The organism is Gardnerella lacydonensis, assembly GCF_048545055.1.
In the GTDB taxonomy this organism is placed as follows: domain Bacteria; phylum Actinomycetota; class Actinomycetes; order Actinomycetales; family Bifidobacteriaceae; genus Bifidobacterium; species Bifidobacterium vaginale_C.
Map to the genome: position 1 here is coordinate 88,602 of NZ_JBKQXT010000005.1, position 23,569 is coordinate 112,170.

Annotated in this window: 19 protein-coding genes; 5 read left to right on the plus strand and 14 right to left on the minus strand. The window is 44.1% G+C overall.

The features are described 5' to 3' along the window. Positions 1-301: 301 nt before the first annotated feature. The 12 genes from ACJV45_RS06030 to infC all read right to left on the minus strand — a co-directional run bounded on the left by ACJV45_RS06030 (position 302) and on the right by infC (position 17,272). Positions 302-8,032, minus strand: coding sequence for a peptidase (locus ACJV45_RS06030; RefSeq protein ID WP_419397886.1), 7,731 nt, complete (start codon positions 8,030-8,032; stop codon positions 302-304). Positions 8,033-9,499: 1,467 nt separating this feature from the next. Beyond that, entirely contained in the window at positions 9,500-9,946 is a 447-nt protein-coding gene (rplI, locus tag ACJV45_RS06035) for a 50S ribosomal protein L9 (protein ID WP_004121179.1), read from the minus strand. Between the two features lie 16 nt (positions 9,947-9,962). Beyond that, positions 9,963-10,211: a 30S ribosomal protein S18 gene (gene rpsR / locus ACJV45_RS06040; protein WP_004105399.1), complete on the minus strand. Its 249-nt coding sequence runs from the start codon at positions 10,209-10,211 to the stop codon at positions 9,963-9,965. 215 nt (positions 10,212-10,426) lie between these two features. Continuing rightward, entirely contained in the window at positions 10,427-11,101 is a 675-nt protein-coding gene (gene ssb / locus ACJV45_RS06045) for a single-stranded DNA-binding protein (RefSeq protein ID WP_019261511.1), read from the minus strand. Positions 11,102-11,175: 74 nt separating this feature from the next. Continuing rightward, positions 11,176-11,472 carry a 30S ribosomal protein S6 gene (gene rpsF, locus ACJV45_RS06050; RefSeq protein ID WP_004112977.1) on the minus strand — a complete coding sequence of 99 codons (297 nt, stop codon included), beginning with the start codon at positions 11,470-11,472 and terminating at the stop codon, positions 11,176-11,178. Positions 11,473-11,666: 194 nt separating this feature from the next. Further along, positions 11,667-12,683: a ribose-phosphate diphosphokinase gene (locus ACJV45_RS06055; RefSeq protein ID WP_004121184.1), complete on the minus strand. Its 1,017-nt coding sequence runs from the start codon at positions 12,681-12,683 to the stop codon at positions 11,667-11,669. A 67-nt stretch (positions 12,684-12,750) separates the two neighbouring features. After that, positions 12,751-13,773: a ribokinase gene (locus tag ACJV45_RS06060; protein ID WP_419397887.1), complete on the minus strand. Its 1,023-nt coding sequence runs from the start codon at positions 13,771-13,773 to the stop codon at positions 12,751-12,753. 81 nt (positions 13,774-13,854) lie between these two features. Next, positions 13,855-15,219, minus strand: a complete 1,365-nt coding sequence (locus tag ACJV45_RS06065) for a PFL family protein (RefSeq protein ID WP_020761516.1) — start codon at positions 15,217-15,219, stop codon at positions 13,855-13,857. Positions 15,220-15,238: 19 nt separating this feature from the next. Further along, positions 15,239-15,532: an ACT domain-containing protein gene (locus ACJV45_RS06070; RefSeq protein ID WP_004112985.1), complete on the minus strand. Its 294-nt coding sequence runs from the start codon at positions 15,530-15,532 to the stop codon at positions 15,239-15,241. A gap of 390 nt (positions 15,533-15,922) precedes the next feature. Beyond that, entirely contained in the window at positions 15,923-16,306 is a 384-nt protein-coding gene (gene rplT, locus ACJV45_RS06075; protein ID WP_004114536.1) for a 50S ribosomal protein L20, read from the minus strand. 56 nt (positions 16,307-16,362) lie between these two features. Continuing rightward, entirely contained in the window at positions 16,363-16,557 is a 195-nt protein-coding gene (gene rpmI / locus ACJV45_RS06080; protein WP_004112988.1) for a 50S ribosomal protein L35, read from the minus strand. Continuing rightward, the gene (gene infC, locus ACJV45_RS06085; RefSeq protein ID WP_013399724.1) at positions 16,538-17,272 is read right to left on the minus strand and encodes a translation initiation factor IF-3; all 735 of its coding nucleotides are present in this window, start codon (positions 17,270-17,272) and stop codon (positions 16,538-16,540) included. The genes rpmI and infC overlap by 20 nt, the downstream gene beginning before the upstream one ends. A gap of 301 nt (positions 17,273-17,573) precedes the next feature. Here infC and ACJV45_RS06090 point away from each other — a divergent pair, with 301 nt between their 5' ends. From ACJV45_RS06090 to ACJV45_RS06110, 5 genes are all read left to right on the plus strand, one after another. After that, positions 17,574-18,311: a thiamine diphosphokinase gene (locus ACJV45_RS06090; RefSeq protein WP_004117283.1), complete on the plus strand. Its 738-nt coding sequence runs from the start codon at positions 17,574-17,576 to the stop codon at positions 18,309-18,311. A gap of 175 nt (positions 18,312-18,486) precedes the next feature. Next, positions 18,487-19,542 (plus strand): type I glyceraldehyde-3-phosphate dehydrogenase, encoded by a 1,056-nt coding sequence (gene gap, locus ACJV45_RS06095; protein ID WP_019261508.1) that lies wholly within the window; start codon positions 18,487-18,489, stop codon positions 19,540-19,542. A 109-nt stretch (positions 19,543-19,651) separates the two neighbouring features. Next, positions 19,652-20,152 (plus strand): Cys-tRNA(Pro) deacylase, encoded by a 501-nt coding sequence (ybaK, locus tag ACJV45_RS06100; RefSeq protein ID WP_004121214.1) that lies wholly within the window; start codon positions 19,652-19,654, stop codon positions 20,150-20,152. A 71-nt stretch (positions 20,153-20,223) separates the two neighbouring features. After that, positions 20,224-21,183: an aldose 1-epimerase family protein gene (locus ACJV45_RS06105; protein ID WP_419397888.1), complete on the plus strand. Its 960-nt coding sequence runs from the start codon at positions 20,224-20,226 to the stop codon at positions 21,181-21,183. A 102-nt stretch (positions 21,184-21,285) separates the two neighbouring features. Further along, entirely contained in the window at positions 21,286-21,360 is a 75-nt protein-coding gene (locus ACJV45_RS06110; protein ID WP_369803150.1) for a 50S ribosomal protein bL37, read from the plus strand. A 579-nt stretch (positions 21,361-21,939) separates the two neighbouring features. On the opposite strand, the gene ACJV45_RS06115 is transcribed toward ACJV45_RS06110, so the two are convergent. Then, on the minus strand, positions 21,940-22,749 hold the full coding sequence (locus tag ACJV45_RS06115) for a zeta toxin family protein (RefSeq protein WP_419397889.1): 810 nt from the start codon (positions 22,747-22,749) through the stop codon (positions 21,940-21,942). An 18-nt stretch (positions 22,750-22,767) separates the two neighbouring features. After that, the gene (locus ACJV45_RS06120) at positions 22,768-23,241 is read right to left on the minus strand and encodes a helix-turn-helix transcriptional regulator (protein WP_004125429.1); all 474 of its coding nucleotides are present in this window, start codon (positions 23,239-23,241) and stop codon (positions 22,768-22,770) included. Between the last annotated feature and the right edge of the window lie 328 nt (positions 23,242-23,569).

The following is a 23,569-nucleotide window of genomic DNA, read 5'->3' on the forward strand; positions in this document are numbered from 1 at the left end:
ATCAAACCTTCTGAATATCTAGAACAATTGCGTATCTTTAATCACCGAGATTCTCGATTTTTCTTGCTACTTCAGCGAATCACCATTTCATGCTGAGGTTCGCTTCATCCGCTGCGAAAAATCTCGAATCTCCACCTTACTTGATGCAGCACGCACCAGCGTAGAAACACCCAGCCCTCGCGCGACAGTAAATAGGAAAACCGCGCAACACCAAATAATTAATGGCTTGAAGAGATTATCTCCAAGCCATTAATTCACATTACACACGTTGCAGCAGCATTACACACTGCTACAGATTAAACTAACGAGCCGAATGCTTCCTACGCTTAGACGCAGCACCAGCCACTCCGAGTCCAGCAAACACCGCAGCGAGTCCAGCAAACACCGAGGAGCTAGCGCCAGTATTAACACCACTCACGTCACCACGCTTGAGATTCATTCCAGCAGAATTACGCGCTGCGAGCATTCCCGCACGCAAAGCTGCACGCGCAGCACGCAAACGAGCCAATGCCGAATCAACCTGCCCCTGAGTAGCATTCGCGTCCGCTAACACTAAACGAGCGTAATTCAAAGCCGCATTAAACTCACTCACCAAGCTAGAATCAGCCACTACGCCATTAGCATTAGCCGAAACATCACCAAGAGCTTGATCAACCTCAGCCTGCAAAGCACCCTTATCAACAACATTATTAACACTAGTATTATTCACATCGTTAACACCAACACCAGTATTAACATCAGTATCGGTTCCAAAATCATAGTCAGAACCACTACCAACACCACTGCCACTATTAATAAGCCTGTTATAAGAATCAATCAACTTTTGCTTAGCAGCACGAAGCCTACGAAGAGCCTGATCAACCTGAGCTTGTGTAGCATTAGGATCCTTAAGCACACTATTCGCATCATTCAACGCCTGCTGATACTCCGCAACATCAGCAGCCTTACCAATAATAAACGGAATAGACTTACGGAAATCAGGATCCTTACCAGATTCAGCAGTCAGATCAGTCTTATCAGTCTTGTGTGAATCAGCAAGCTTCTGCTTAGCATCCTGAAGCTTCTTCAAAGCAGCGTCAACCTGAGCTTGCGTAGCATTAGCGTCACCGAGAATCTTGTTGGCTTCATCGAGCGCCTGCTTGTAAGCCTCAGCCTCAGGAGAACCAACAGCATTCTGATACTCAGGAGTCTTAGTGAAATCAGAATCCTTACCAGCTTCAGTGTTCAAATCAGACTTATTAGTCTTGTAGCCGTCCGAAAGCTTAGACTTAGCATCCTGAAGCTTCTTCAAAGCATCCTCAACCTGCTTCTGCGTAGCATTCTTATCACCAAGAACCTTCTTAGCGTCATCCAAAGCCTTCTTATAGGCTTCAAGAGCCTTCTTAGACGCATCATCACCCTTAGCCTGAGCATTCTGATACTCAGGAGTCTTAGTGAAATCACCATCAGCATCCGCTTCAGACTTCAACTTAGAAGAATCAGTCTTATAGCCGTCAGTAATCTTCTTTTTAGCAGCTTGAAGTTCCTTTAGAGCCTTATCAAGCTCCTGCTGAGTTGGAACTTTAGTACCAGATGGAAGACCAGTCTTTGGCTTACCAGTAGTGCGGTCAAACTTGTCAAGTAGATCCTTGGCAGCCTGGAGCTTCTTGTTATAGTCGTCAAGAGCATTCTTGGCAGCGTCATCACCCTTAGCAGTCGCGTTCTTGAACTCTGGCGTATCCTCGAACAAACCATCGCTCATGTCATCTGCTTTATCCCTAGACTTATCAACTTCTTGTTGCAAGTCATGTGGGCTGGTGACGTAGTTCTTAGTAATCTTATCCTTAATTTCCTTCAGATTCTTAAGAGCTTCGTCAACTTCTTGCTGAGTTGGGATGCCAGTTTCACCAGACTTTGGCTTACCATTCTGATCGAACTTGTTAAGCAAAGTCCTAACTTTACTCAACGCTTCCTTATAAGCATTGACATCAACATTATCCTTGCCGTCGTCAGTCTTCTTAGCAAGCGCATTCTGATACTCAGTAGTACTCTCAAATGACCCAGCAGTTGGCTTAGCAGCAGGATCTGTCGTAACGGCAGTAGACTTCGCAGACTCATCCTTCAAAGCCTTAGCATTGGTCGTAAAGGCATCATCGATTGCTTTCTTTGCCTTTTGCAAGGCTTCCAAAGCCGTCTTAACATCAGCATTAGTTGGCTGCTTATCAACCTCAGCGTTTTGATCTGGGTTATTCACCTGATCGATAATCTTCTGCGCAGCCTTAAGCTTATCGTTGTAATCCTTCAGCTTTGCAGTCGCATCATTATCGCCAGCATCCGCTTTTTCAAGCGCGTTCTTGTACGGAACCGATGCTTCAAACGGCGGAGTTACAGGCTTGCCATTGCCATCCTTATCGCCAACCTCGTTAGAAAGCGGAGTTACATTAGTCTTATAACTATCAGCAATTGTCTTCTGATCATTCTTGAGCTGCCTTACTAACGCATCAACCTCACGCTGAGTAAGCTTGCTTGTATCATTAAGCTTTTCAGCAATCTTAGCAATCTGACCTTCAAAACCAGTTTGCTTAGTAGCATCACCCAAGTCCTTACCAGCCTGCTCATGCTTAGCGTTGTTAGTGTCATCCTTGATGGCAGTAGCATTCTTGTATTCAGGAGTCTTCTTGAATACATCTTCTGCATATTGCTTGGCTTGCTTAAGCTTATCAACGTCCGTCTTGTAGCCGTCAACGATGTTTTGCTTAGCCTTCTTCAAAGCCTCAAGAGCGTCATCAATCTGCTTCTGAGTTGGATGATCGCTGAGGGTATTAGATGTGTTATCTTGCGCCAACTTGCGTGCTTTTGCCAAAGCATCCTTGTACGCTTTCACATCATCATTGTCTACCTTCTTGCCGTCAGCACCATCTTTCTTCTTATCATCAGCGTTCTTGAACTCAGGCGTATACTCGAAGTCGTTTTCAGTAACAGAAACATTCTCTGGAGTAGACTTATTAGCTTCCGCCTCAAGATCAGTAGTAACAGTCTTATACTTCTCGACCTCAGTGCGAGCATCGTCAAGCTTCTTCAAAGCCTCGTCAATCTGCTTCTGAGTTGGTTGAGCATCCAAAGGCGTGTTATTGTTCTTAGTGTCAGCTTTCTTGAGCAATTCCTGAGCTTCAACTAATGCCTTGTCGTATGCCTTCTTAGCTTCTGTAGCTTTATTATTCTTATTGGTATCAGGCTTGCCATCAGCAGTTAAGAAGTGAGGATCAGACACATTGCGATACGCATCAGAAGTTTGCGTGCCTTCTGTAGCTGCAGGACCCTCTGTAGAGCCGTGCTTACCAACACTTTCCGTGAGCTTGGTGATGTCGGTGTTGTACTTGTCAAGCTCCTTGCGAGCATTGTCGAGAGCGTCCTTAGCGTCGTTCACTTCCTTCTGAGTTGCAGAAGGATTCAACATCACCTTCTTAGCTGCATCAAGAGCATTGTCATAAGCAGTCTTTGCAGCAGATGCTTTAGCGTTCCTCTCAGTGTCATCAGCAGTTGGATCGTTCGCTTTCTTATACGCCGGATTCTTCGTGTTCTTATACGCTGGATCCTTCTGAGTATCAGTATCCTTATTGATGGATTCCTGCAGCTTATCAGTCTTGGTTGCAAACTTGTTCAACTCAGCAGCTGCGGCGTTCATTTCCTTAATGATTGAGTCAACATCCCTATCCAGCGGCTCACCATTCTTGTGCGCCTGAATATCTTTCAGGTAGTCCTTATTATTAAGGTCGCCACCTTTCTTTGGTGTATTGCCATCAGGAATATCCTGACCATTCGCTTGATCCTTTGGAAGCTTGTTAGCAAGCGCCTTGTGTAGCTTGTCTACTGCGGCGTCATACTTCTTTTTAGCTTCTTTTGCTTCTGCGCTTGCATCAGCTTCAGATACATTCTTATACGCTGGGCTGTTTTGTATTGCAAGGTCATTAAACACAGCCGCCGAAAGCCTGCTGGTATTAGTTGCATACTTGTCGATGACTTTACGTGCTTCCTCAAGAGCTGTCTTGGCTTCATCAATCAGTTTTTGAGCTGGAGCAGTTCCACCAGTCTTAGCTTCTTCTAGCTTTGTCTTAAGCTCCTTAGCTTTTTGATAAGCATCGTTGTAATCTTTGAACGCTTTCTTTGCTTCAGCGTCACCAGCTTGCGCCTTATCAAACGAGTTAAAGTACGCTGGCATCAAATAACCGCTAAAGTTATCCGCAAGAACTTTCGTAAGTTCATTAGCGTCAGTTGCATATTTTTCATGCAATACTTTTTCGGCTTCGTCAAGCTTCTTTTTAGCATCATCAACCTGTGCTTGCGTTGCATCCTTATTTGCAATAACATCACGAGCCGTTTTCAGCGCATTGTTATAGTTGTCAACGGCAGTTTTAGCAGCTTGTTTTTCTTGCTCGTTTGCACCGTTAGTCTGCTTATTAAGCGCATTCTTGTAGAAGGTGCTTTGCTTGCTTGCATCATTCTTATCAGGATTATCAAAGGTGAGCTTTTCGGCAGTTATAAGCTGCGACTTATCTGTTGCTTTAGCGTCAAGAGCCTTCTTAGCTTTTTCGAGAGCTGTAATTGCCTCGTTTACTTCCTTTTGAGAAGCGTTTGGATCCTTAGAAAGCTCGTTTGCCTTCTTTACAGCATTGTCGTAAGCTGTACGCTCATCAGGAGTTGAGTTCTGGTAAGTCGGGTCAGCGGTCTTAAGCTTCTCTGTAGGATCAGTTTGCGTCGCATCGCCAGTCTTTACCTGACCATGCTCAGCGATAGCAGCGTTAAGCTTATCCTTGTTGGTGCTGTACTTATCAAGCTCTTTACGTGCAGCATCAAGCTTAGCCTTGGCGTCGTCAACAGCCTTTTGCGTAGCGTTGGCGTCGTCCTTTAGCTTCTTAGCGTCTTCGAGAGCCTTGTCGTAATCTTTCTTAGCCTGCTTGGCAGCGTCATTCTTAGCGGTATCAGGTTTGCCATCGGCCGTCTTGAAATCCGGCTCAGTAACATTCTTATACTTATCGCTAGCCTTTGTACCAGTTGTAGCTTGTTGACCTTCAGCAGGCGTACCATCTTCGGTTATCGACTTCTTCAGCTCTTCCTTCTTGGTAGCGTCACCATCAAGAGCCTCACGAGCCTTATCCAGCTTAATAGTTGCATTGTCAACCTCAGCTTTAAGCTCTTCACTTAAATCAGCGTCAGTTTTGTTACCAACTTTTTCAAGTGTTTGTTGAGCAACCTTTAACGCATCGTCATACGCAGCTTTCTTAGCGTCTGATGCATTGTAGTACTTAGAATCAGTTGGAGTCTTCTTATCGGCAGCGAGTGTATGCTTTCCAATCGACTTAGAAAGATCATCCTTCTTATTCTTCGTCTGCGGCACAAACACCACGTTGATACCCTTAGGAGTATTGCGCAAATTATACTTGTTCTCGCCATACACGTAGTTGTAGTAATACAAGCTATAAGGCTCAATGAACAAACGCCCAATCATGCACTTGCCATTCTTGCCGGCAACTTCAACCGTTTTACTTTCAGTATCAAACGTATATTTATTTACGCTTGACTGCTCGTCACCCATCTTCTTGTTGGAGTTATCAACAGGCTTTGCAAAGCCACCATAACCGCCACCATTAAGCTTAACAAGGTTTAGAACACCAATTGGCTCTTTATTGCCGTCAATCGTGTAAGATCTGTGGCTACGTGTAGCCTCCCCTTTCAAACCTTCTCGCGTAACATTAGTAATCTCAGAGCCAAGAAGATTATCTCGCAATTGTGGGTTATCAGCCTTCACATCAGACTTTACAGTAGCTTTCAATAAATCAAGTACGGCTTGCGTATTGATTTGTTCACCTTTATCTGGATCGTAACGGTAAACAAGCGTCTTGCCATCTTCCATCCAAGCAAGACCTTCATCGCTTGTGCGACCAGAAATCTTGTTCTTATCAGCCTCCCAGCTAAGCGTGTAATCCTTACGCAAATCAATCAAACGCGTAAGCTCATGCTTCTGGATGTCAGACTTAAACTGAGCATATGCTTTATCAGTTCTGATAGTAACGGTAATTTTATTTTCATTCATACCGTTGGAAATGCCCGTGTTTTGTCCGCCACTTGCAGTCGTATCGCCAGTAATCCAACCAAGCGAAATCTGCTTCTCGTAGTCTTTTGCACTTAAACCAAGCTCTTCATTATTTTTATTAGCTTCGTAAATAGCTTTCTTGATTTGATTCAACTCAGCTTGCGAGTAACCCAAAGGATTAGCAACAACTACAGCCTTAACCTTCGAGGTATCAGAATCACTTGGAATTGCAACTTTATCAGTAGCAACTCTTGTAAGCACTAAGTCACTCAAAGGAATCTTTGGATCATCTTCCGGGCTCAAGCCATCGAAGTCAATTATTGCATTGCCATTGTTATCAAACGTAACTTTGTCGGTAGATACGCCGTTAAGTTTTGCAAGATTCTTCTTGATTTGAGTCTTTTGATCCTCTGTCAACTTGCTAAAATCAACTGTATCCACAACCGGCTTCTCAATGCGAGTGCTATAGCGCACTACAGTAAGAGGTATTTCCGGAGACTTCATTCCCAAATCTGTTACAAGATAAGTTTTGAGCTTTCGCTCGCCAAATGAGTAATCATCACCATTCTTCTTATTGATTTCCTCGAACATAGCTCCGTCATAAGAACCCATGTCTTTCGGAATTTTTGCGTCTACCGTATCTGGAGTGTTATTAACAGTGCTTTCATCAACGCGTAAACCAACACCCGCTGACTTACTTTGATCAACAAGCTGCTCAGCTACGCTGCTACCAGACTTATGTTCAGTAGGAAGATTTACTGCTTTGTGAAGTACTTCTCGTACTTTATCTGCCGACAAGCTCTCGTTGTACTTTAGGACGATTGATCCTGCTGTTTTTGGCGGAACAAGCGTTGCAACACGGAAGTTATTAGATGTTTGGTCATGCTGCAAATTGGTCTTATTGTAATACAAGAAGATTGAGCGGTTTGCGCAATAGCCTTGACCTGAAGATATGCGACCATCCCTGAATGGCTGCTTCATAATCAAGTCCACACTACCGTCAGCATTTGGCTGTAACTTGTAAATTCCAGAATAGCTTTGATGCATTTCATCTACACGATTAGAATCGAATTCGATGATTTTCTTGTAAGCTTCAGGATCATCAGTATTAATACTATCTTTTGAATCTGGAAGAATTACTACGCGTAAAACTGGCTTACCATCCGCGCTCTTTGGCAAATGATACACGATTTCTTGCTTCTCAAGTTTCTCGTCAAACGTGTTGCTTGGAGTTGCCCAACCATAAATGTTTGGCAGATTTTGGGAAAACTTTACCTCATTAGACTTTTTCTCTGCGCCATCGCGATCTTCTCCCTGAACTGCTGTGCTTGCAGTAGCCTCAGGTTGCTTATTTTCTTCAAGCACCGCACGCCTTGCGCGCTTCTTTACAGTAGTTCCTGTAGGGGCGTTATTTTCCGCAGTGGTGCTACTGGTCGTATTAGTCTTATCAGCTACAGGAGTCTTATCTGTAGAGGTCTTACTATCTACAGACTCAGCACTCTCAACATTCTTCTCAGCGATTTTCTTCTGCTCAGCATTATTCTCAATCTGCTTCTTACCATCAGTCTTTACTACAGACTGCGTAGAATCACTCTTATTGTTAGTTAAATTCTGTTCGGTCTTAGACTTGCTATCCTGAGTCTCGGCAACATTCTTGTCTACAACAACCTTCTTATCAGCCTGATCATTCTTAGACTCAGAAGGCTCAGATTTCTTAGAATCTTCAGCCTTATTGCTTGCAACTAAATTCTGCTCCTTTGCAGAATCATTCGTATTAACAGGCGCAGTAGCAGACTCCGCAGCCATTGCAGGAGTTGCGCCAAAAGCAATCGCAGCGCCAGCAATTACGCCAGCAGCACCAACAGAAAGAGCAGCCACCTTACGAATATCAACAGCCTTTGCAGCCTTATCTTTTGCAGAACCAAATGCCTTGTCAGCATGTTTAGCAGATTTTGTAGTCATGTTCTCCTCTTTCCGTGAGATTAATTAAATTTACTTGATATTGCTTTGCGCGCCGACCTTGGCTCCCAAAGCCCTATAGTTTTTGACAATAGCTTTACAAAGTCTTATAGCGTACATCTATAATGATGTATCTAGCCTTTGATAAATCATTATAACATTTTAGAAAAAATTTTGAAGACAACTAACAAATGTTTATAGCTTCGGGGGATACATACCCCCCCCCCCCAAGCCTTTTATTTTAAGGGTTTTTGCGAAATAATTTTTTCAAAAATTCTTGCAATTCTGGCGAGTCAACCGCCACTTTTAGCTCACTCATCTAAACATTTGTATATGATACAAATCACATTTTTAGACCCTCTGCAGCGCGCTTTTTCTTTTATCCCGCGTTTGTTCCCATATTTGGCGTTTTGATAAACAAACGCGGGAATACCCCTCGCTCTGAATGCATCAAGTGCGGTAGAGATTCGAGATTTTTCGCAGCGGATGAAGCGTATCGCTCGCGCGTTACAGCGCGCTCACGTCTTCGCTTGCGCTGAAAGCACACTGTGCTTTCAACCTTAAGCAAGCTCAGCGAATCGAAGTGCATTCGCGCGCTACGCTTTAAGCGCTCATGCAAGTCGATTCGCAGTCCTCCGATGGTGATTCGCTGAAGTAGCAAGAAAAATCAAGAATCTCAGTGATGAAAGCTACGCAATTGTTCAAGCATGTAAGAGGGCTGGGTGATTCTTGGTCGAACAGTATAAGAGCGGCAGCCGATACCAAATAATCCAAATGATCAACCACTACAAACAAACTTCAACACAAAAAACAAAATCAAAGACAAAACGGAACAACCGCAACAACAGACAACACGCAAGAGGCAGAGCGTTGTGAGACAAGAATTAGCCAGCCCTCACACAACAGTAAATAGTAAATATTAAATGTCGCTCGCGCGTTACAGCGCGCTCACGTCTTCGCTTGCGTTGAAAGCACACCGTGCTTTCAACCTGAGCAAGCTCAGCGCGCCAAATTGCCTTCGCGCGCTACGCTTTAAGCGCTCTGGCAGGTTGGCGCGCCTGCGAGGAGAGAAATACTCAAACTTCGCGCAACACCAAACAGGAAAACCGCGCAACACCAAATAAGAAAATCACCTGCGTTATATTTGCATCACGAGCGAGACAAATATAACGAATTTAAGCTAAAAAATGTTACAAATGCCTCATCAATGATGCAAATATAACGAAAATCAGTCAAAAATCGTTACATATGTCTCACGCGAAAGACATATGTAACAAATCTTGCGCAAAGCGCCCATGCAAGTCGATTCGTAATAAAAAAGCTCCGTGTGAGTCGCAGCAAGTAAAACTCGCCACAACTCACACAGAGCCAATGCTTAAGATCAATCCAAATGGATTGCTTCCCAACGCAAATACAGCGCAAATCCTACAAAACTCGCAACACTCGCGTGGGAAGCTGGAACACGTTTAACTACTCAGCTACAACCTTAACAGTAAAGGAAGCAGTGATTTCTGGGTGAAGAGCCACAGTTGCTGGGAATTCGCCAGTGGTCTTGATTGCAGCAACGCTAATAGCGCGTGCTTCAACAGCGGCCTTTGGAGCCAAAGCAGCAGCAATCTTATCGGCGGAAACACCACCGAAGAGCTTGCCAGATTCGCTAACCTTAGCAGCGATTTCCACAACAGTGCCTTCGATTGCTGCCTTAGCTGCAACAGCCTCTTCACGAGTGGCAACAGCCTTAGCCAAGCGAGCGCGGCGCATTGCTTCAATCTGGGAAGCAGCACCCTTATTCCATGCAAAAGCTAAGCCTTGTGGAATCAAGTAGTTACGTGCGTAACCAGCCTTAACAGTAATAACGTCACCAGAGTGACCCAAGTTTGCAACGGTCTTGGTGAGAATAACCTTGGTTTCTGCCATGTTCTTATCCTCTCAATCAGCGACCAGTGGTGGCGTATGGGAGCAAAGCCATTTCGCGAGCGTTCTTAACTGCCTTCGCGATCTTGCGCTGTTCCTGTACGGTTACACCAGTAATACGACGGGAACGAATCTTGCCGCGGTCCGAAACGAACTTGCGCAGCAAAGCAACGTCCTTGTAATCAATTTCAGTAATCTTGGCAGCCTTCAAAGGATTTGGCTTCTTTTTGAAAGGCTTGACCGGTGGTTGCGGCCTCTTACGTGACATAGGATGTCCTCTCTTAAATGCGTTATAAACGTTTATTTTTGTTTATACGCTAAACTGATGTTTTTAAGTTTATAAAAGTCAATTTTTAGTTAGATTTTAAATCAAATTCTAAATTATATTTTAGATTAGACTGGCAAACGCCTAACCAGATAGTCGCAAGCAACCGCGGATTAACCGCCATTATCTCGCCTAGTAAACTAGTAAACTAGTAAAAACTAGAATTCTGGTTCTTCGTCTGCTCCTCCAAAATCGGAAGTAGCTCCAAACGTAGCAAACCCGTCGTTTGAAGGAGCCGAAGCGCTCCACGGATCTTCAACGTTCACACCCTGATTAGAAGCATTCTGCATAGGAGAACCAGAATTAATGCCAGCAGCAGATGCCGCATTATTTGCATAATTCGCGCCTCCAGCATATCCTCCAGTGTATCCGCCAGCAGCAGCGTTAGCATTAGCGCCACCAGCATATCCACCAAAGTCTGATCCTTGATTGAATCCACCATTGTTCCCCGCAAAACCGCCTCTAGAGCTCAAACGATTAACTTGAGCGGTAGCAAATCGCAGGGATGGTCCAATTTCGTCAACCATCAAATCGATGCTGTATCGCTTCTCGTTGCTGTTTTTATCAACGTAGTTGTTTGCACGCAACCTACCTTGAACAATAACGCGCATTCCTTTTGCAAGGGTTTGTGCGCAATGCTCAGCTAAGTCTCCCCATGCAACACATCTAAGCGATAATGGTGTGCCATTGATGTAGCTATTTGTTCTTCTGTCAAAAGTCGAAGAATTAGACACAATTGTGAAAGAAGTTCTAACACTGCCGTTAGAACTGGTGGCAGTTTCTGGCTCTTTAGCCAAATTTCCAATCACCGTTATAACAGTTTCTCCAGCCATTGCAGCCTCATTCCCTACTTTAAGACTTTTCTTACTTTGAGATTTTAGAACAAAAATCCAACTTTATTTTGACTTTACTTTGCGTCCTTGCGAAGAATCTTCGTGCGGACTACAGACTCGTTAAGATTCAAGACACGGTCAAGCTCATCGCTAAGAGCTGGCTCAGCAGTGTAATTCACTACAACGTAGTTGCCTTCAGTCTTGCCATCAATCTCATAGGCAAGCTTACGACGACCCCAGTAGTCGGTACCGTCAACGGAACCGCCCTCTTTGGTGACAAGCTCAAGATACTGCTCGGTCAACTTCTTAAGACCGCGCTCATCAAGCTCTGGATCGGCAATGAACATCAGTTCATACTTATGTGCAGACATCACCCACCTCCTTCGGACTATTCGGCTGTGGCATTTCCACAGCAGGAGTGTGTTTGCAAATCGTTCGCAAATTAAGTTACTACGCAATATTACGCAACATTTTTTGCATAATTTTCTGCATATTTAATTTTACGAACAACCTACTAAGTCTACATCATGCTGGCGACTCACCACCGCGCAGTTAATCAACAACCTTAATGAGCGTAAATATTTCTATGCTTCATGTCTTCCGGAAGTGCGTTTCTAAGCGAAACAAGCGATCCAGACCTGAACACGGACCTAATTCCAGCAGCAAGAAGAGGCGCAATCGAAAGAACCGTCATATTCTCTAAGCGCTTTTCTTCTGGAACAGGAACAGTGTCTGTCAAAATGATTTCGCGAGCGCCGCAACCTTTAAGTCGCTCTACTGCAGGTCCCGAAAGAAGCGCATGAGTTGCCACCAAAGTAACAGACTTCGCGCCTGCTCCTCTAAGCGTGCGCACAGCTTCACAAATCGTACCAGCCGTGTCAATCATATCGTCTACAACAATGCAATCTCTGCCTTGAATATCGCCAATAATTCCGTGCGCTTCCGCGTGATTTGGCCTTGTTGTATCTCGCGTTTTGTGAATAAAAGCTAACGGCAATCCGCCCAGCTTTGCAGCCCACTGCTCCGAAACTTTGATTCGCCCAGCGTCTGGGGAAACAATCGTAGTGTTTTCTAGGCTCATAGTGTTGCGAACGTAATCAATCAACACTGGCATTGCTGTTAAGTGGTCTACAGGTCCGTCGAAGAATCCCTGCTCTTGAGCCGCGTGCATGTCTACAGTCAAAATACGAGTAGCTCCAGCGGAACGGAATAAGTCAAACATAAGTCGCGCTGTAATTGGCTCACGACCTTGATGCTTTTTATCTTGACGCGAATACCCAAAGAAAGGTGCTACAACGTTTATGCTTCTAGCGGATGCTCGCCTTAAAGAGTCAACCATAAGCAGCTGTTCCATAATCCAATTGTTGATTGGATCGGTGTGCGCTTGCAAAACAAAAACGTCTGCACCTCGAACTGGCTGCGTAAAGCGCACATACATTTCTCCGTTTGCAAAATCGTAGGCAGTTGTTTCTAGAACGTCTATTCCAAGGTATTTGGCAGTTTCTTCCGCAAGTTGCGGATATGCTCTACCCGTTACTAGCATCATTTGCTTTTTTGGAGTGCCTTCAAGAATTGTTGACATATCTGCCTTCCCATTTGCAAAATCGGTAAAAACGCATACTAACCTAGTCTATCAGCATACAGCGCCACTACTCAAACGCACGAACCACCTGTTGCGCGCTGCCGTAAGACGATTGCGCTCCAAATCCTGTTGCTGCGTACGCAGAAACATATGTTGCCACTTGTGCACTTTGAGCTAGACTAAATCCAGCTGCAAGTCCTGCCAAAACGGTTCCCATAAATGCGTCACCGCATCCCGTGGTATCTACTGCAGAAACTTTTTGCGGGCATATGCGAACAGCCTTTTTACCATCTTCCGCATTGTAATCTAAAACAACAGAGCCTTCTGCACCAAGAGTCACAACTGCCTCGTCGAAACCATACTCGTGCATAATGCGCGCCGCATCAAACCAGTCAAAATCATCCCAATTGCCATCTTCTGGCTCGTGAATTTTAAGCAATTGCGCCATTTCATGCTCGTTTACAAGCAGTATGCTTGCGTTTTCAATCAGATCACTTGGAAGCGTGTTTACAAACGGCGAATTATTAAGTAAAACTTTTACACCAGCTGTGTGCGCAATTTTTGCAGCCTCCGTTACAGTTTCCATTGGGCTTTCAAGGCATAATCCTAAAACGCTTGCACTGCTAATAGCCTTCTTAACATCTTCTTGACTGATATATTCCACACTTACTTTTGCATTGGATCCTGGAGCATAGACGATTGTGTTTTCGCCAGCTTTTGCATCTACTGTTATTACTGTTGCGCCACTTTTTATGCCTTCTACGTGCAAAATTTTAGACGTGTCTACACCTGCAGATTCTAGCGTGTTAAGAAGGAATTCTGCGTTTTCGTCGCTGCCTACAGCACCAAACATTTGCACATTCGCGCCGATTTTTGCTGCAGAAACGGCTTGATTACCAGATTTTCCTCCTGGTAGTACTCGCAAATCACTTCCGTTTACAGTTTCTCCAGGATTTGGAAGACGGTCGGCAACTATTGTGTAATCTGCGTTCATGGAACCTACTACAGCAACACGATTTTGACTTTCGCCTATTTTTTTAAGCGCGTTAGCGAGATTTTCGTTGCTTAACGGAGTAGTTTTTTCTATCATAGAAACCCTTTCATAAATATTCATAAATATTCACAGATATTCACACAATTTTAGACGCCGTCACTTTTAGACGCCATAACTCTAATTCTTAAAGCTATGCACAGGCGCTGGAATTCGCCCACCGCGCGAAACGAATTCCTCGCAGCTTTCGGTGTTTACTGGCATAATCGGAGCATACCCCATTAAACCGCCAAAATTGGCCATTTGCCCAACGCTTTTTCCTTCCACAGGGATTATGCGCACAGCAGTTGTTTTTTGATTTATCATGCCTATTGCTGCCTCATCAGCTATCATTCCAGATATTGTTGCAGCTGTTGTGCTTCCAGGAATTGCAATCATGTCTAAGCCTACAGAGCATACACACGTCATTGCTTCTAGCTTTTCTATTCTAAGGCAGCCTGACTTTGCCGCAGCAATCATGTTTGCGTCTTCCGAAACAGGTATAAACGCGCCAGAAAGCCCACCAACGTAGCTGCTAGCCATTATTCCGCCTTTTTTAACTTGATCATTAAGCATTGCAAGAGCGGCTGTCGTGCCGGGAGCGCCAACAGTAGAAAGTCCGATTTTTTCTAAGACTTCGCCTACGGAGTCTCCCACGGCTGGTGTTGGCGCAAGCGACAAATCGATTATGCCAAACGGCACGCCTAGCCTTCTAGATGCCTCTTGCGCAACCAACTGGCCTACTCGCGTAATCTTAAAAGCCGTGCGCTTAATCGTTTCGCACAAGAACGCAAAATCCTTCCCACGTGCCTCATCTAGCGCGCGCGAAACCACGCCTGGTCCAGATACGCCAACGTTTATCACAGCGTCTCCTTCTGTTACGCCGTGGAATCCGCCTGCCATAAACGGATTATCGTCTGGGGCATTGCAGAATGCCACGAACTTCACGCATCCGTAGGAGTCTCGGTCTGCAGTCGCCTGTGCAATTTGTTTGATTACTCGCCCAAGTAGCTCCACGCAATCCATGTCAATTCCAGTGCGTGTGGACCCCACGTTTGCGCTTGAGCACACAATATCTGTCTCGCTCAAGGCTTTTGGCAGAGACTCTATAAGCATGCGGTCGGCATCAGTCATGGATTTTGCAGGCAACGCAGAGTAGCCGCCAATCAGATCCACTCCAACTTTTTTTGCTGCTTTGTCTAGCGCGTGCGCAATTTGCACAAAATCGTCTGGGCTTTTGCACGCAGAAGCTCCAACTAGGCTTATTGGTGTTACGGTTATTCGCTTGTTCACAATAGGAATTCCGTAGTCGCGTTCAATCGCGCAGCCCGTGCTGACTAAGTTTTTTGCAATGCGCGTAATTTTGTTGTACACGTTTTCGCACACTTTTTGCACGCTTGCGTCTGCACAGTCTAGAAGGTTTATTCCCATTGTTATGGTTCTAACGTCGAGTTTTTCTTGCTCGATCATTGAGTTTGTTTCGCTCACTTCCATAATGTTTAGCATGGGTTTCTCCTACTAATCCCTAGATTCTGTGCATGTTTGTAAAAATTTCCGCGCGCTGGCAGTGTATGCGAACGCCGATTTCTTCGCCTAGTTTTGCTAGTTCTTCCGCTAATTCGCCAAATTCTACGCTTATTTCATTTACGTCTACAATCATCATCATGTTAAAAAAGCCATTGACGATTGTTTGAGATATGTCTAGGATATTCGCTTTGCGGCTTGCTAAATGTGATGTTACTTTGGCTATGATTCCTACGGCATCTTTGCCTACTACGGTGATTACGGCTTTGTTTTCATCATGATTAGTGGTGTTCATAATCACTCCTATTGGCGATTCTTCTCTTTATCGAGCTTTTTATTTTTTTATTTTTTATTTTTATTATTTTTTATTAGGCGCAAACCCTTGCCAATCGACGGTTGCTGGCGACTTTTCAGCACGTCACCTGATATGTTTCGCTCTAGCAAAGCGCTGGTTTTTGCTCAATGCTTATACTATTGCCCGTTATGTATAAAACGCAACATACCTAATACGTATGCAAAATGCTTATACAAAAACCCGCCACAATGGGCGGGTTTAAGATAAAAACCTAGCTAAACTATCTATTTAGTTTAATCTATTTAATTTAATCTATTTAGTCTATTCTATTTAGTCTGACTAGTCAGTTTAGTTAGAATAATCAGACCGAACAGGCTAAATCAAACTAAATCAGGCTTCTACTGGAGCATTCACATCAGCTGGCAAAGCAGCCTTAGCAGCTTCAACGATTGCCTTGAAGGTTTCAACGTCGCTAACAGCGAGCTCAGCCAAAGCGCGGCGATCCAATTCGATGCCAGCCAAACGCAAGCCCTGGATGAAGCGATTGTAGGTGATTCCTTCTGCGCGAACTGCAGCGTTAATACGCTGAATCCACAACTTGCGGAAGTCGCCCTTGCGAGCCTTGCGGTCGCGGAAGTTGTAAGTAAATGAGTGAAGCAGCTGTTCCTTTGCCTTACGATAAAGACGGGAACGCTGACCGCGATAACCCGAAGCCCTATCAAGAACAACGCGACGCTTCTTGTGAGCATTAACTGCGCGCTTTACTCGTGCCATAAGTATTCCTCAGCTTTCTTAAAAAATCTTTAATTGCGTCTTCGCTTTACTGCAACTTACTTAGCCAGCAAACCCTTGAGATTCTTGCTCTGTGCTGTAGCCAAAACTTTATCTGCAGACAAAGCACGACGCTTGCGAGCAGACTTATGCTCCAAGTTGTGGCGCATTGCGCTACCATCGTGCATTACCTTACCAGTGCCGGTAAGGCGAACGCGCTTGGACGCTGCGGAATTAGTTTTCATCTTCGGCATTGCTGCCCTCCTTATGATTCTGATCAGATTCTACAGAAGCTTGTGCTGCGACTGCTGCCGCATCCTGAGTTCCTTGCTTTGCTGCAAGACGCGCTGCCTGGCGAGCCTGACGTTCTGCGCGCGATTCAGCGCCTCTACGACGCTGCTCAGACTGAGTATGAATCTTCTTGCCCTTAGGAGCGAGAGTCATTATTATGTTACGACCCTCCTGCTTAGGGGCAAACTCAATAGTTCCACTTTCGGAAACCTCATCTGCGAGCCTACGCAATAACTCAACTCCGCCGATAGGACGCGATTGCTCGCGACCACGAAGCATAATGGTGACTTTAACTTTATCGCCGCCATTTAGGAATCGAAGAACATGACCCTTCTTAACGTCGAAATCATGATCATCAATCTTGAGTCGGAAACGAATTTCCTTAATCTCAGCTGTGCTTTGATTACGACGCGCTTCACGAGCCTTAATCTTCTCGTTGTACTTGTACTTACCGTAGTCAATAAGCTTGGCTACAGGAGGCTTAGCAGTAGGTGCCACCTCGACGAGATCGAGGTTCGCTTCCTTTGCCAGGTTCAACGCTACCGAGGTCGCGATGACCCCCACTTGCTCGCCTTTCGGACCGATAAGGCGTACCTGGGAGACGCGAATCTCTTCGTTAATGCGTGGTTCGTCGCTAATGATGACTCCAATCCTTGTTAAAACAGTGGAACAGCACACCAAAAGGCAAAGATAAATTCAAGTTCACACATCAATCAAAATAAGCACGCAACCTAAATTCATAGTCGTGCGGCTTTGTAGCAATAAATAAATGCCACGTGACCGAAGTCATGAACCCGAAACCACTTTGGGCTTCCAGGTGGGATATACCACTTTCTTGATTACTCAAGCCAAACGTCCATTCTACTTGGAGCCTTGACAATAATCAATGACAATAATCAACCGTGCTCAAAAATACTAAACAAATCGCAGCAAAACACGCAAAATAAACGCAATTCCACGCGCGCGATATTATGTGACTATGGAGCCTTTAAAGCGCTGCGTTGTTTTAGCAGCTGGAGATTATTACGACCATACGCGCGAGCACGTTCCTGATCGCGCTTTAACTATTGCGGCAGATGGTGGCTGGGATCATGCGTGCAGACTCGGCTTGCATGTTGATGCTCTAATCGGTGACTTTGATTCTGTGCGCTTAAAGCTTCCAACAGACGCTGCAATTACGCGACTTCCCGCCGAAAAAGATGATCCAGATTTGCTTTCTGCTCTTAAAGTTGGCTGGGCTAAAGGTTCTAGAGAATTCCATATTTTTGGCGGCTTAGGTGGTCGCGTTGATCACACTATTTCAAACATTCAGCTTATGGTTCGCCTTGCAGTTAGGGGTGGAATAGGATTTTTGTATGGAGACGGCACGATTGTTACCGCAATTCACAACGGTTCTCTCGACTTTCCTGCATCCAATGGTCCCGAAGGTCGCATGGTGTCTGTGTTTTCTCACACACCTGTTTCTAGCGATGTAAACGAGGCTGGTCTTAAATATCAGCTTCAGCACGCAACTATGTATGGTGATGCCGTTCAAGGCTTAAGCAACGAGTTACTAAACGATACTCCTGCACATATCGACGTTCACGAAGGAACGCTTGTAATCACCTTCCCTATAGACGCTCCACTGCCTCAAGTCAGCTGGTTTAAGCGACCAGTTGGAGATTTAGGTGATATAAACACTAACATCTCGGATGCTCTCGCTGTGCCATCAAAATAGCCTAAATAATCGCAAATTTGCGGTGTAGAGAGCAAAAATGCCTCGCAATGCGTCGTACATACCGCACATTAAAATGAACGTGTTAGTTTAAATAACGAAGACCAAAACGTATTGTTAAAAATCGCGAAAAATCGCTAGAACTATGCGTTAAGGTTTCACTCAAGGGAGATCCCATATGACAGTCAAGATTGGTATTAACGGCTTTGGACGTATCGGCCGTTTGGCATTCCGTCGTATTTTTGAGCTTCAGGCTCGTGGCGGTCAAGCTGGCGATATCGAAGTCGCAGCCATCAACGATCTGACCACTCCTTCGATGCTTGCTTACTTGCTTAAGTACGACAGCACTCATGGCACTTTCCGCCACGACGACGGCACCCCAGTTGAGGTTACCTCCACCGAAGACGCAATCGTCGTAGATGGTAAGACTTACAAGGTTTACGCTGAAAAAGACGCAAACAATATTCCATGGGTTAAGAACGATGGCGTTGAGTTCGTGCTCGAATGCACTGGTTTCTACACTTCTGCAGAAAAGTCCCAGGCTCACTTGAACGCTGGAGCTAAGAAGGTTCTTATCTCTGCTCCTGCTAAAGACGAAACCACCCCAACCGTTGTGTTTGGTGTGAACCAAGAGATCTTAAAGCCAACCGACAACATTGTGTCCGCTGGCTCTTGCACCACCAACTCCATGGCTGCAATGGTTAAGCTTTTGCAGGATAACTGGGGCATTAAGTCTGGCTTCATGACCACAATCCACGCTTACACTGGCACCCAGATGATTCTCGACGGCCCACGCGGCTCCAAGCCACGCAACAACCGTTCTGCAGCTTGCAACACCATCGAGCACTCCACTGGTGCTGCTAAGGCAATCGGTAAGGTTGTTCCAGAAGTTAACGGCAAGCTTCAGGGTCATGCTCAGCGTATTCAGGTTCCAGATGGATCTGTTACCGAGTTGACCACTGTTCTCGAGAAGCCAGCAACCACTGAAGAAATTAACGACGCTTTCAAGAAGGCTTTCGAAAACTGCGAGTACTTCGGTTACAATGCTGACAGCATCGTGTCTTCCGATATCATCGGCGACACCCACGGTGGCGTTTTCGATCCAACTCAGACCGATGTTAACACTGTTGACGGCGTTACCTTGGCTCGTACCGTTACCTTCTACGACAACGAGTACGGCTTTACTGCTAACATGATTCGCACCTTGCTTTACTTCGCTGAGATTGCTGAGTAAAGTTAGCGAAACACTGTAAAGCTAATAAAGCTAAAATAAAGCTATAAACCCCTTGCGGTGACTCATCGCAGGGGGTTTTCGCAAAGCATTTTGCACACTGGGGGTAAAAATGAGCAAAAAACATGCTACAACAGGCAAAGCAACGCCAGCAATCGCACAGTTAGAAAACGCTGGAATTACGTTCCGCGTTGTTGACTATGAGCACGATGCAGATCACATGGATGACGGGTATGGCATGGAAGCAGCGCAAAAATTAGGCGTAAATGCTGAACAAGTGTGCAAAACACTTATGGTAGACACTGGGGAAAAACGCGTAGTTGGGATTGTACCAGTAAACGGTAGATTAAGCATGAAGGCGATTGCTAGCGCGGTACACGCCAAAAAAGCCAGTATGACAAGCCCAGATGTAGCTCAACGCGAAAGCGGCTACGTGGTTGGTGGAATCAGCCCATTTGGACAGCGTACTCATCACGAAACCGTTCTGGATGCTAGTGTTATGCACTTTGATGAGATTCTTGTTTCTGGAGGCAAACGCGGTCTTGATGTTGTTCTAAACCCAAACGATTTAGTTAGCTTGCTTAATGCAACCGTGGCAGATATATTAGCTTAAGTAATACAATTTATATTAGAAGTATTATATTGTATTAGAAGTATTAAAACGTTTTCACATAGGGGTGATTTATGAAATCGTATTCGCTACCACCGAGAACAGGTAACCAATACACGATTTGCCACAAAGATTACAAGGCTACAATAACACAACTTGGAGCTGCACTACGCAATTTTACTTGGAGAAATAGTGATATTGTTGTGCCATTTGAGGCTGACGAGTTACCGCCTTGCTACAATGGACAAATACTGATTCCTTTCCCAAATCGTGTAAATAAAGCGTCTTACAAGTTCCAAAACGCGTCTTATACTCTGCCTATCGATGAGCGAGATAGAGACACAGCTTTGCACGGCTACGGATACCGCTCATACTGGCAAACTTTAAGCGTTACACAATCAAGTGTGAGTCTTTTATGGCGATCACCAAATATAGAAGGATATCCTTTTGACATTGTTACCATAGCCACTTGGGAGCTTGACGATTATGGGATTCATTTAACGTTAAATACAACCAATCATGGCAATGATGATGCTCCATGGGCTGCCGCAATGCACCCTTGGCTGTGCAACGGATTACAAGGGCATGGAGACGAGATTGATCAACTAAACTCTAAGTGCAAGCTTAAGCTTCCTGCAAAAACGCATGTGCGCGCAAATGAAAGTTTAATCCCAGTTGGTACAGAAAGCGTGGACGGAACGCGATTTGATTTACGCGATAATCCATTTTTAGTTAATCAGCCATTTGATGATGCTTGGACTGATTTAATTAGGGATGACGATGAGTGGGCTACTGCGATTTTTACGCGCGCTGACGACTTACAAATAGCGGTAAAAGGCGATAAAAGCGTAACATCATTCCAAGTGTGCACTGCGACTGGTTTCCCTGCAGACAAGCATCCTTGCGGAGTTGCTGTGGAACCACAGACGGCGTATGCGAATGCATTTAACACAGGAACAGACTTGACTGTGATAGCACCACAGGAAACTGTTGTTAACCAATTTAGGATTTCACCTCTGATTGAGAATATGTGATAGCTGCAGATATGGGACATCTTGCGAAAGACAAAAGCTTGAACGTCTTGGCAATGTGCGATAATCCCTAAGGTTGTTCATTTTAATCGTTAGGAGTTTATTATGGGTATGCGTGGACGTAAGCGCAAGGCACGCCGCAAAAAGGCAGCAAATCACGGCAAAAGACCAAATGCTTAAGTCAGTGGTTTATTAACCTTTATTTTTGGTGATTTTAAACTATCTTAAAAAAAAAAGACGAGCATATTCACTTTTATTGTGAATGTGCTCGTTTTTTATTAACTACGCCGAGTTTTTCTTGGTATTTCAATGAAAACTCGAATTTTTAGATACACTTTTTGCCGACTACCTACTACCCCGTGTTTGTTCCCTTTTTGACCCATTTGGTAAACAAAAGCGGGCGCGACGACCTTCCTTCGCGCTTAAAGCGTAGCGCGCGAAGGTAATTCGGAGCGCTGAGCCGCTCAAACGTAAAGTCCAGTGGACTTTACGCGCGGCGAAGACGTGAGCGCGCTGTAACGCGCGAGCGATTTTCCCGCGTTTGTTTACGTATTTGACGGTTTTGGAAACAAACTCGGGAACACTTGCCCACGTTTGTTTACGTATTTAGTGTTCTGGTAAACAAAAGCAAGAACACTTGCCCACGTTTGTTTACGTATTTGGCGATTTTGGAAACAAACACGGGATAAAAGAAACAAAAATACTACAAAATAACCCACTCGCGCAAATCAGACGCGCTAATGCAAGTCTCTGCAAATTCTACAAACTTTTATCTATCAACTTGTCTAATTCCTTCAACCTATTCTTAGCGTGGCAAATCAACTTTTTCTCATCAATAGTTTTCTTGCCAAAGAGCACTTCCTTAAGAACACTAGCTGCTGTAATATTTGGACTATTTTTATACGAATCAGAATCATATATGCATTTTTCGTCTCGCTTGTAAATCTGAATTCTGTCAAATATTTTCGATTTTTCTAATTTCAACAAGTTATCTACTATATTGTTCACAATATTGTCGTGATGATCCTTAGGAGTTGCCCTAGCACTTTTAGGATCTTCCAAATACATTTCCCTGTAGCTAATCAGTGTACTGAGCCACGACAATTCAGGTTTTGTTGCAATAACAGCAAGAGAAACACGGTAACCGCGATCTATCAACATTTTTGCAGTGCTGCTAGGCACTTCAACACTGCGCAAAGTACCTTCAATTATGAGATTATACTTTTTAGAACTTAACTCATCAATTAGGCTTCTCACCATTTTTGCGGAAAAAGCACTCGTATATTTAACACTTTCTTTACCGTATTTATCAAGTAACTCGCAATAATGAGGGTGTTGAGTCCTATAGCTATCAGCATCAAGGATTATTATGTTACCGCTAAATTCTTTTTGTTTTACTATGTGAATGGTAGTTTTACCAGCACCACTTTGACCACCTAGTAAAACCGCCCTAGGATGCAAATCTGCATGCTTATACATTTGTAAAGAACGTAAATTTCTTAACAAACAGTGAGTAAAATACTCTTCGCTAAAATCTTCTATAACCATAGCAAAATCACACTTACCCATATTGTTTCTATACGATTGTTAACTATTTTTATTGCAACTTACGTATTCAAGCAAACGTTCTATGCCATCTAAATATCCAACATAACGATTTATATCTTCAAAATTTGTAGATGTATAAATCTTTGTATTAATTACATCTGATAAATCATCACTAATCGCAATCCACGCATTAGAAGAATCATCAAATTGTATATTCATACTATCCTCGTATTTATATAAACGAGCTAGTAAAAGTGCGCCACGCTCCTTTAAAACTTCAATCTTCATGTTCAAATCGTATTTATCAGATGCAGATAATTCTTTTTCATTTACGATATCAAAAAAAGAAACCTTGAATTTATCACAAATTTTATCTATTAGCCTAGTTGAAATAGCACTTGTACCATTTTCGTATCGCACAATGCTGTTACGAGATACTCCTAATGCTTCAGCTAACTCTTGTTGAGTTAATTTTTTTGAGCGACGTAGTGCTCGAATATTCACAGAAACCATATATACGCCCTTTTATAAAAAATCTGCAATAACAATTAATTCAAAATTAAGATTTAAGCTTTATTTATGATATAAGCATATAACAAAAAACATTTAGGCACCAATTTTGGTGCAAATTCTTTACAAAATTTTTAAACTCTCACAACACACACAAAAATATTAAATTGCTCAATAATTGAAAATAAAAAATTTAAAGAAAACAAAAAGGCTCGGAGAGTTGACGCCCCTAGTAGCATCTATCTCCAAGCCCTTAATAATCACAGCACTATTACTGTCCCTAGCAAAAACAGCACTGCTAATTACCCTCAACAGTCAACTCACAAAACCA